The organism is Vibrio sp. 2-1-2a, assembly GCF_032648565.1.
In the GTDB taxonomy this organism is placed as follows: domain Bacteria; phylum Pseudomonadota; class Gammaproteobacteria; order Enterobacterales; family Vibrionaceae; genus Vibrio; species Vibrio diabolicus.
In genome coordinates this window covers 1-6,320 of the sequence record NZ_WBOH01000025.1, presented here as the reverse complement: position 1 = coordinate 6,320, position 6,320 = coordinate 1, and the positions used below count along the sequence as shown (strand labels likewise).

The window sequence follows — 6,320 nt, the reverse complement described above, 5'->3', positions numbered from 1 at the left end:
GCTCTTCTGGAGCGTTATCGATAGATGCGAAGTCTTTAGCTACACCGCCGTAAACTTTAGCAAGAGTAGTACAGATAGCTGCAGTTAGAGTTGTTTTACCGTGGTCAACGTGGCCGATAGTACCAACGTTAACGTGCGGTTTCGTACGTTCAAATTTTTCTTTAGACATGAGTGGTCCCTCTAGGTACGGATTTAGGTGGCCCAAATTGACCACGCAACCAAAAAAAGATAATTGGTAAATCTAATATCAAAAGGAAATAAACTTGAGAGCTGGTGCTGATAGGCAGACTCGAACTGCCGACCTCATCCTTACCAAGGATGCGCTCTACCACCTGAGCTATATCAGCACTCAAATTAGAGTGGAGCGGGCAGCGGGAATCGAACCCGCATCATCAGCTTGGAAGGCTGAGGTAATAGCCATTATACGATGCCCGCAACACGTAACTCTGAGAGCTATTTCCTAAAGAATATGGTGGAGGGGGACGGATTCGAACCATCGAAGGCAGTGCCGGCAGATTTACAGTCTGCTCCCTTTGGCCACTCGGGAACCCCTCCAAATTTTCAAGCCATTCAGACTACTAAAGGAAAGAATGGTGCCGACTACCGGAATCGAACTGGTGACCTACTGATTACAAGTCAGTTGCTCTACCTACTGAGCTAAGTCGGCATAAGTGGTGCGCATTCTATTGAATGATTTTCGAGGTTGCAATAGTAATTTTAAAAAAAATCATAAAATTCGATTTTTTAGATTCGTTTGCTGCAAATTCGTACAAACTTGGCTTTTTTAAAGTAAACTTCGACCTTTGTCGTTTGCTTTGAAGTTCGCTTGATGTATGTTCTTGCTTCTACTAAACCAAGGATAAAAGAGACCCATGAGTCCATTTTTGTCATTTGACCGTGCAAACTGGGCCGAGTTAAGAAACTCTGTACCGATGACACTTTCTGAAGACGACTTGACTGCGCTTCAGGGCATTAATGAAAACCTAACCATGGAGGAAGCGGTAGAAATCTACCTTCCTTTGTCTCGTCTTTTGAATCTGTACGTCCAAGCCCGTCAAAGCCGCAACTCCGTATTACAACAATTCTTGAATACGGAAGAACATGCCCCTCCTTTTGTGATTGGTATCGCCGGCAGTGTCGCTGTAGGCAAAAGTACGACAGCTCGTATTCTGACCGCATTGCTTTCTCGTTGGGAGAATCATCCCAAAGTGTCCTTGGTCACTACAGATGGCTTTCTATATCCGAAAAAAGTACTAGAAGAACGCGGTATCATGCATCGTAAAGGGTTTCCTGAGTCCTATGATATCAAACGTTTAGTTGAGTTTATGTCTGACGTTAAAGCGGGTAAGCCGGATCTTGAAGTGCCTATTTACTCCCACATCACGTATGACATTACGGACGAACTAAGAAAAGTTGATAGACCCGATGTTCTTATCATTGAAGGTTTAAACGTTCTACAAAGTGGAATGGATTATCCGCATGATCCACATCGCGTCTTTGTCTCTGATTTTTTGGATTTTTCGATCTATGTCGATGCTGAAACAGAGACAATTGAACAGTGGTATGTGGAACGATTTTTAAAGTTTCGCCAAGGGGCTTTTACTAAACCCGGTTCTTATTTTAGTCACTACACGCAACTGTCAGTCGATGAAGCAAAGCAAAAAGCAAAACAAATTTGGCATGATATTAATGGGCTCAACTTGGAGCTGAATATTCTTCCAACCCGAGAAAGAGCCCATTTGATTCTACACAAAGGCGTCAACCACTTGGTTGATAAGGTATCTTTGCGAAAGTAATTGAACGTCAATCGCTTTTACGCAACGAGATTTCACCACCAATGTAAGTCTCTAGCCCTTGGGAGGTTTCGAGTAATATCCCGCCTTGATGATCAATGCCGCGTACGACGCCGTGCACCTTTCTAGGTCCGATGAGCAGCTTGACTTGACGATTGAGAAAGTTATCTAATCGATTCCAACGTTCGACAAAGCTGGTAAGTCCTTTCAGTTCATACTCGATAAGTGCGGAATTCCAATGCTTGATAAGCGTCGTCGCTAGGACATTTCTATCGATCACGAGACTCTCGTTTACCTGATTCAATGTTGTCCATGGTTGATCAATCTCAGGTTGCTCATCAGGCATTCCAATATTGAGCCCCATCCCAATCACAAGATGAGCAGCACCACCGGCCTGCCCTGACATCTCCACTAAGATTCCTGCCAGTTTTTTATCTTGATAATACAGGTCATTTGGCCACTTGAGTTTCACGCCTTGTATGCCCATTTCTTCTAGTGCTTCCACTGCGGCAATACCAATAACAAGGCTTAAGCCCATTGCCGCGGCCATTCCCGCATCTAATCGCCAGTACATGGATAGGTATAAGTTAGAGCCAAATGGAGAGATCCATTGTCTACCGCGGCGGCCACGTCCTTGTGCTTGATACTCAGCTATACAAACACGGCCCTTTTCTGACTCTGCGACTCTATCAAGCAAATACTGGTTGGTTGAGTCAATCACAGGAACAAGCTCAATAAGTGACTCCGCACTAGCAGTAAGGAGAGCTTCATCTAGCAACTGCAATGGTGATGCCAACTGGTAACCGCGCCCTTGCACTCGATAAATATCAATGCCCCACTCACTAAGACCTTTAATATGCTTAGCTATTGCCGCTCTGGATACATTCAGGGCTTCGCCCAGCGCCTCTCCAGAATGAAACTCGCCGTTACTTAATGACTTTAAGATATGAAGTTTCGTAGAGTGATCTTTTCTCATCTTAACGCCTCGATCTGAGCCAGGTTGGTTTCCCCGGTGCGGTTCAGAAATCGCACTTCATGCTCAAGTTCTATTTGGTATTTATCCCACACAGCCTGCTTCACTAGGGAAGCAAGTGCGACAACATCATCGGCACTGCAGTTGTCCATGTTGGTCAAAACCAAGGCTTGCATAGGATTGACCTGTGCACCATGCACAGACTTCCCCTTTAATCCGCACTGATCAATCAGCCAACCAGCCGCGACTTTCATTCCGCCAGGAGTTGGATAGGCCACGATATTAGTATGTTGCTTCATGAGCCGATCATAATGATCTTGAGTGATCACTGGGTTTTTAAAGAAACTCCCTGCGTTACCTACCTTGACTGGATCCGGCAGTTTCTCCGTTCGCACTTGGCAAACTCGCTCGAAGATTGTGGCTGGGCTAAGTTGTTCTTCCGGAATATCTTTTAAAGGACCATATTGATTAATCGGTTGCCATTGCTTAGCCAACTTAAGCCCTAGTGCGGTAATAAAGCACTTTTCATGCAAAGCGTGTTTAAAAATGGAGTCTCGGTAGCCAAAGTCACAGTCTCTGGCGCTCATTCTTCTATGTTCAAATGTAGTTAGATCAAGAACATCCACGTAATCACAAATGTCTTTTAGTTCTAGCCCATAGGCTCCAATGTTTTGAATAGGAGCCGAGCCTGCACAGCCAGGGATCAGGGCTAGGTTTTCTAACCCACCAATTCCCTGACTCACACACCAGGAAACCAACTCAGGCCAGTCTTCACCACCTGCAACATGCAATAGGTATTGGTCATCCGTTTCCGTCACATCTTTACCCATGATTCGATTAACGATCACTAACCCGTCAAAATGCTCAGTGAAAAGAACATTACTTCCTTTACCTAAAAAAAGCTTCGGTAAATGGGTGAATCTCGGGTCTTGAAATAGTTGAATAACCTCCTCGAGCGACTCGATGGTGGCTAAATAGGAACACGACTGTTCAATCCCAAAAGTATGGTAAGCCTTAAGGCTTGCATTTGTTTTAATTTGCATAGTAGGTTTGCAACGTCAGATAAGATTCTCTTAAACTGTCGACATTCTACATTAGTTATCTTTTAACCGCAGTGACAATACCTGACTCATTAATCATAGAAGTGTTAAATCCTATCAAGCTCCCTCTCATTAAGAGGTTGTACAAAGCGCATTACCCTTCGGGTCGAGCCAAAAAGGATGAACTGATCATTACAGCGAGCCATAAAGGTGAAATTGTTGCGTTACTACGCTTAAAAACCGTAGATAGATCTCGGTTGCTGACGGGAATGCTGGTCATTCCGACACTTAGGGGAGCTGGTATTGGAAAAGAACTACTAACTCATTGTAAAAACAATGTTTTCACTGATGGCGATTATTGCTTCGCGTTTACACATCTCGAATCCTATTATTCCAAGCATGGATTCAAAACCATTGATTGCTCTGAGCTACCACACCCGCTAAAAATGGCATTTCAACGCTATGTAGATAGCGGTAAAGATCTCATTCCAATGCAATTCATCTCTTCAATGACATCAAAACGCGCGCTTTTGTAGCCAGGTAAATCATATCTTTGATAAAATGGCAGGTTCGCAATATTGCACTAAACTAAGGTACTCATACCGATATGATAGTAAGTAGGAATCCATTCGAACAGTTGCCAAGTCTCGCTGTCAATCCGGAAGACTTTGATGTTCTGTATTCAGCAGAATCATTCAGGACTCATCTTTTGGATGCAATCAGCAAAGCAACGTCGCGAATTTACCTAGTCGCTCTATATCTGGAAGATGATGAAGCTGGACGTGAAATTCTCACTGCGCTTTATGAAGCGAAACAGCGCAATCCTGGGTTGGACATCAATATCTGTGTCGACTGGCATCGAGCGCAGCGTGGCCTGATTGGTGCGGAAACATCTGAGGGTAATTCTGCGCTTTACAAAGCGTATGCCAATAAGTACCAACACCCGATCCCTGTCTATGGTATACCTGTGCGTGGCAGAGAGGTTTTTGGGGTACTGCATTTAAAAGGCTTCATTGTCGATGATACTGTCATCTACAGTGGAGCAAGCTTAAATAATGTTTATCTGCACTATCACGAACGCTATCGCTTTGATCGTTACCATGTGATTCGACATGAGTCTCTAGCTAATTCAATGGTGCAATTCATTCAGGAAGAGATGATTGCTCACCCAGCTGTCAATGATCTTGCTGGAAAAGATAAGCCAGAAACCAAAGAAATTAAGTCGGCGATTCGTCAACTGAGAGCTTCACTTGCTCAAGCTAATTATAAGTTTGAAGACCAACCACCAACAGAGGAAAGTGTAAAAATCACCCCACTAGTTGGTCTAGGCAAACGCCGCAATCTGCTCAATCAACAGATTGTAAAGTTACTAGCGGCCGCCCAAAACGAAATCTTTATCTGTACGCCTTACTTTAACTTCCCTAAAGCGCTGCATCGTGAAGTGAAGCGAGCCATGAAACGCGGTGTGAAAGTAACTATTGTTGTGGGCGACAAGACAGCAAACGACTTTTATGTTGCCCCTGAGGAAGACTTTAAAACCATTGGCGGACTTCCATATCTGTATGAAGTAAACCTACGCCGCTTTGCGAAAGCAAATGAAGCGAATATCGCTGCGCGTAAACTGTCAATTCACCTCTGGAAGCATGACAATAATAGCTTCCATCTCAAAGGGATTTGGGTTGATAAACGCTATATGCTACTGACGGGGAATAACTTAAATCCTCGGGCTTGGTCACTTGATCTAGAAAATGGGCTTCTCATCCAAGACAATTATGCGAAACTCACTGATAAGTTCGAAGATGAGGTTTCGCGTATCCTTGAGCATACCCATCTTATCTGTACTTATAAACAGTTAGAAAAAGTGGAAGATTATCCGATAGGGGTGCAGCGGTTAGTAAGAAAAATAACCCGCCTAAAAGCAGATGGGGTTTTAAAACGCATCCTGTAAGCATAATTAACTTCAAAGCTCAGCATTTTCCTGCTGGGCTTTTTTATTATTCCTAGCTCCAACAGCTTAATACTCTATTAGACCTCTATATTAGTAGACTTCAGTAAATAAGCTTGCGAGACGCAACGTAACCCCAAACGCAACAACCTAGAATCTAGAAAGGCAATACATGCGTAAGTGGCTAGGTGCTTAATAACTCAGTCTTCCGATCTTACTCTTTCTTACACTACGCTAGTGAATAAGCTTTCTAACACGTAATAAAGGGGAGCTTTAATGAGTCAGCACAGGGGCTCAAAACTAGCGCTCGAGACTGGGACCCGGTTCAGCAGAAACCGCATAGAATTGCGCAACACCTCGTCATGACAGGGCTTAGAAAGCATCGCGAAGAGGGAAGTCTGCCTCTCGATGCAAGATTTCAATATGGAAATGCGGTTAAGGGAAGTCGGGTAACCAAAACGAAAAAAGCCCCAGTCTTTCGACTGAGGCTTAATATAAGTGGCGGAGTGGACGGGACTCGAACCCGCGACCCCCGGCGTGACAGGCCGGTATTCTAACCAACTGAACTA

Annotated in this window: 6 protein-coding genes and 4 tRNA genes; 3 read left to right on the top strand and 7 right to left on the bottom strand. The window is 44.1% G+C overall.

Going from position 1 to position 6,320, the window contains the following annotated elements; translation table 11 throughout:
- The 5 genes from F7Y48_RS23385 to F7Y48_RS23365 form a co-directional block, all read right to left on the bottom strand.
- Positions 1-169, bottom strand: a 169-nt coding sequence (locus F7Y48_RS23385; protein ID WP_316685320.1) for a GTP-binding protein, incomplete at its 3' end; no start/stop codon positions are given.
- Between the two features lie 102 nt (positions 170-271).
- A tRNA-Thr gene (locus tag F7Y48_RS23380) sits at positions 272-347 on the bottom strand.
- Between the two features lie 13 nt (positions 348-360).
- Positions 361-435 (bottom strand) — tRNA-Gly (locus F7Y48_RS23375).
- Positions 436-470: 35 nt separating this feature from the next.
- Positions 471-555, bottom strand: a tRNA-Tyr gene (locus F7Y48_RS23370).
- Positions 556-591: 36 nt separating this feature from the next.
- Positions 592-667 (bottom strand) — tRNA-Thr (locus F7Y48_RS23365).
- A gap of 205 nt (positions 668-872) precedes the next feature.
- Between F7Y48_RS23365 and coaA the strand changes: the two genes are divergently transcribed.
- Positions 873-1,796, top strand: coding sequence for a type I pantothenate kinase (coaA, locus tag F7Y48_RS23360; RefSeq protein ID WP_005398335.1), 924 nt, complete (start codon positions 873-875; stop codon positions 1,794-1,796).
- 7 nt (positions 1,797-1,803) lie between these two features.
- Here the strand turns inward: coaA and birA are convergent, their stop codons facing one another.
- A complete protein-coding gene (birA, locus tag F7Y48_RS23355; RefSeq protein ID WP_258507233.1) occupies positions 1,804-2,769 on the bottom strand; it encodes a bifunctional biotin--[acetyl-CoA-carboxylase] ligase/biotin operon repressor BirA in 966 nt (321 codons plus the stop codon).
- On the bottom strand, positions 2,766-3,809 hold the full coding sequence (gene murB / locus F7Y48_RS23350; protein ID WP_046874694.1) for a UDP-N-acetylmuramate dehydrogenase: 1,044 nt from the start codon (positions 3,807-3,809) through the stop codon (positions 2,766-2,768). The genes birA and murB overlap by 4 nt, the downstream gene beginning before the upstream one ends.
- Before the next feature lie 101 nt (positions 3,810-3,910).
- Between murB and F7Y48_RS23345 the strand changes: the two genes are divergently transcribed.
- Together F7Y48_RS23345 and pssA are read left to right on the top strand one after the other, a co-directional pair.
- Positions 3,911-4,342 (top strand): GNAT family N-acetyltransferase, encoded by a 432-nt coding sequence (locus tag F7Y48_RS23345; protein WP_316685443.1) that lies wholly within the window; start codon positions 3,911-3,913, stop codon positions 4,340-4,342.
- A 71-nt stretch (positions 4,343-4,413) separates the two neighbouring features.
- Entirely contained in the window at positions 4,414-5,754 is a 1,341-nt protein-coding gene (pssA, locus tag F7Y48_RS23340) for a CDP-diacylglycerol--serine O-phosphatidyltransferase (RefSeq protein ID WP_316685442.1), read from the top strand.
- Positions 5,755-6,320: the final 566 nt, after the last annotated feature.

Bases quoted from the DNA above. Each gene is read 5' to 3' on its own strand.
- coaA (WP_005398335.1), top strand. From the start codon at position 873: ATGAGTCCATTTTTGTCATTTGACCGTGCAAACTGGGCCGAGTTAAGA.
- birA (WP_258507233.1), bottom strand. From the start codon at position 2,769: ATGAGAAAAGATCACTCTACGAAACTTCATATCTTAAAGTCATTAAGT.
- murB (WP_046874694.1), bottom strand. From the start codon at position 3,809: ATGCAAATTAAAACAAATGCAAGCCTTAAGGCTTACCATACTTTTGGG.
- pssA (WP_316685442.1), top strand. From the start codon at position 4,414: ATGATAGTAAGTAGGAATCCATTCGAACAGTTGCCAAGTCTCGCTGTC.